The 3484-nt window shown below is 63.0% G+C and carries 3 protein-coding genes; all 3 read right to left on the bottom strand.

Going from position 1 to position 3484, the window contains the following annotated elements; translation table 11 throughout:
* On the bottom strand, nt 1-1153 hold a 1153-nt coding region (locus ACXRVY_RS20675), incomplete at its 3' end, for a TonB-dependent receptor (protein ID WP_458238121.1).
* A 15-nt stretch (nt 1154-1168) separates the two neighbouring features.
* Nucleotides 1169-2380: an MFS transporter gene (locus ACXRVY_RS20670; protein ID WP_223462018.1), complete on the bottom strand. Its 1212-nt coding sequence runs from the start codon at nt 2378-2380 to the stop codon at nt 1169-1171.
* On the bottom strand, nt 2370-3484 hold a 1115-nt coding region (locus ACXRVY_RS20665), incomplete at its 5' end, for an IucA/IucC family protein (RefSeq protein ID WP_458238120.1). The genes ACXRVY_RS20665 and ACXRVY_RS20670, both read right to left, overlap by 11 nt.

The raw sequence follows: 3484 nt of genomic DNA, 5'->3' as shown, positions 1-3484 counted from the left end.
CTTTGAGGGTGTATTGGTCACCGCGCTGGCGGGAGCGTTCGTGATCATAGTCGGCGCCCCAGACCAGGTTGCCCGTGGCGCTGCCGATGGCCGGCAACGGCGTGTCGATGGCCGCACGCAGGCCGTAGACATCCTGCACGCTGTTGTTGTCGGCGATCCCGGCCTTGCCCCGCGACAGGTCCGGGAAGAACAGCGCGTCGGCCCGGCGCCAGTAGCTTTCCAGTTGCAGGCCCTGGCCATAGAAGTCGTTGTCGGTGTAGTTGAGGTTGGCCGCCTGGTTATGGGTGTAGGGCTGGTCGTCGAGTTTCAGTCCTTTGACCGCCACGGCCTCTTGCAGGTTTTTCGGGTCTTTTGTGAAGTCAGTGTCCTGCTGGTCCTTGTAGTCCTGCAGCGACAGGCTGAGTTTTTTATCGGCATCCAGTTCGTAACCGAAACGACCTTGCAGGTCGTAGGTGTCGGTGTCCATGTTGCTGCCCTGGGAGGTGTCCTGAGGGATGCGATTGCCGTTGCCGTCGTACTGATCGTTGCGCTGGGTCAGGTCGGCGGACACGTACCAGTCCAGGGCATCCTTGCGCCCGGTCGCACTCTGAAAGGCCTCGTAGGCGAAACCCTTGCTGTTGAGATTGTTGCCGGTAGTCAGGCCCAGTTTGCTGCTGTAGGCAAGGTCCTGACCCTGGTTGCGCTTGGTGATGATGTTGATGATGCCGCCCGAAGCGCCGGCTCCATAAATGCTGCTGGCGCCGGAAACCACCTCGATGCGTTCGATACTGGCCGGCGCGATGCTGTTGAGCTGGCGGAAGTTGTCACGCGTGGCGTTCTGCGACACGCCGTCGATCAACACCAGCATGTTGCGCCCGCGCAGGGTCTGGCCGAAGTTGCTCATCCCGCCGCTGGACGGCGCCAGGCCGGGAACCAGCTGCCCCAGAATGTCGGAGACCCGACGCCCGGCGCCACTCTGTTGGCGGATCTGTTGTTCGTCGATCACCTGGACCGAGCCTGGAATCGAGGCAATGGTCGCTTCGCTGCGCGTCGCGGAAACGACGGTGGCTTGCATGTTCAATGTGCCGGGCTGCTGGTCGGTGTCCTCGGCCCAGGCCTGGGCGCTGACGGAGCCGAGCAACGGAATCAACAAGGAAAGTTTGGTTCGGGTCATGAATTGGTCTTTTTTTTAGTCGTGATAAGTGTGGGTAGACAAGATTGCGGGATCAGGCGTGGAGGTGAATGAGCGCACCCAACGGATCCCGATGGCGGCCAGTGCGTAGGTCAACGCCACCAGCCAGAAACTGTGGGCCAGCCCGACCAGCCCCATGCCGATCCCGCCGAGGACGGCACCAAGCAGAGCGCCAGCCTTGGCCGCGCTGTTGCCCAGGCCGAGGGCAAAACCCTGTTGGCTTGACGACACGGTGTTGGCGATCAGCGCATAGGCGACGGGGAGCAGTGCGCCTTGCCAGATGCCCCAGACCAGCCGGCTGACGAGAAACCCCAGCCATTCGCTGGCCAGTGCCGTGGCCGCTAGCGTCAGGGCGCAGAGCCAGGCAACGCCTTCGATGACGCGCAAGGTGTAAGCCGGCTGCCAGTGGTCGAACAGACGCCCCCACAGCGGGGCGGAGATGGCCAGGGTCGCTGCACTCGCCGCGTAAGTAGCGCCGATCAGCCAGCCCGGCGCGTGCAGAATGTCGGCGACGTACAGCGCGTAGAAAGGCTGCGGCATCATCTTCGCGGCTTGAATCAACACGATTACCAACAGGATTCCACCAAGCCAGCCTTTAGGCAGGGCCACCGGCGCAACCGGTTTCTTCGTCGAGGTTCGCGCCTTGTCGGCCGGCAGGAAAAAACTCCCCAGTGCACACAGCAGGCAAATCGCCGTCGCGCCATAACAGAGCAGGGCAAACCCCGAGATGTCCATCAGCCAGCCGCCCAGTACCGGGCCGATCAACGAGCCGACGGCGGTCGCCGATTGCAGACGGGCCAGGGTGTGACCGCGCCGGGAGCTGTCGCAGCAGGCCAGGGCATAGGCTTGCGCGGCGGCGATAAACCCGGCCAATGCGCCTTGCATCACGCGAATGCCCACCAGCAGCCACGGGTCGAGGGTAATCGCCGCCAGCCCCTGGCACAGCGCAAGTGCCAGCAACGCCCGAACGATCATCGGCTTGTGCCCGGTGCGATCACCCAGCCGTCCCCACGCTGGCGTCAGCAGCATGGCCGCCAGCATCGGGCCGGCATACACCAGCGCCGATAGCAGCGCGGTGTAGCCGGCGCCCTCTGGCCCAAGCAGATGCTGGATCTGCAAGGGCCAGAACGGGCCGCTCATTTCCATGGCGCCCATGGAGACAAACTGGATGACGATCAGCAGTCGCAACGCACGACCATCAGCGAGCATCGGCGTTGGTTCGCAGCGGATTACTCAGGCGTCCGACGATGTCGGCGTGGCTGTCGTGCAAGCGCATGCGCATGAACGATTTGGCCGGCCAATCCTGTTCCAGCAGGGCCTGGCGCTCGCTTTCCCAGCGTGCCGGTTCGACGTGCTCGCGCACGCTCTCGAAGCACTGTTCAACGTGCATGGCCAAACGCTCCCAAAGGCTGTTTTCCGGCACATTCCAGTGGCGGGCGCAGAGCAACGTCAACTCACCGAGATGGCACATGAACGTGGTGTGCAGGAGCTTGTCGCGGACAAAACCGGCGTCGTCGTACAGGGTCATTTCMGGATCGTGCAGCTGGATATCCAGACCCTTGGCGTGCAGGGTTTTGCGATCGATGCGAATGTCGCCGAAGTCACGCAGCAGCAACCGATTCAACTGCCCGTCAGCGCCCATCACCATGAAGCTGTTTTGCTGGTGCGCTTCGAACGCCACGCCATACATCAGGTAGATGCCCAGCAGGCTCGGGACGGCAATCGACAGGTAATCATCGAAGAACGCCAGCATGGCCGCGCTGTCGTCACGACCCTGAGCCAGTTGTACCCAGTCACGCAGCAACGGCTGTTCGAATTCGTTGACGGCGAACAGGCTGCCGACCGGCACGGCCAGCTCGCCTTCTTGCAGCAGGGTCAGCGGGTTGTCGCGGTATAGCACGGCGGCATGTCGGGACCGTTCGTCATTGGCCGGTTGTGGCGCGTAATGAACGCCGATGCGCTCCGGCACGATGTTCAGCAGGCGCTGAATCCGCGGTTCATGATCGAGAATCTGCAATATCAGTTGGCTGATGCGCGGTCCCATCCGGGCCGAGCGCGGCGACACGGTGCGCTGCACGCTGGTCAGGCGCAAGGCCACCGGCAGTTTGACCATCGGCGCAACGCGGCTGGCCTCTGGTACGACCGTGCGGAAAGACATGGTCGGGTGGCCGGTGAAAGCAACGATGTCGGTGACGATCAGCAGGTTGTCGGCGATCTCGCCGGCGAACGAATTGGTCAGTTCTTCATTGACTTGCCATGGGTGCGACGGCAGCGGGAGGTAGTCCGTTGCCTCCAGGCCCCGTTGCTGCAAAT

This window comes from Pseudomonas sp. P5_A2_2, assembly GCF_054177685.1.
The sequence above is the reverse complement of the archived record's forward strand: the minus strand, read 5'-3'. Positions and strand labels throughout refer to the sequence as shown.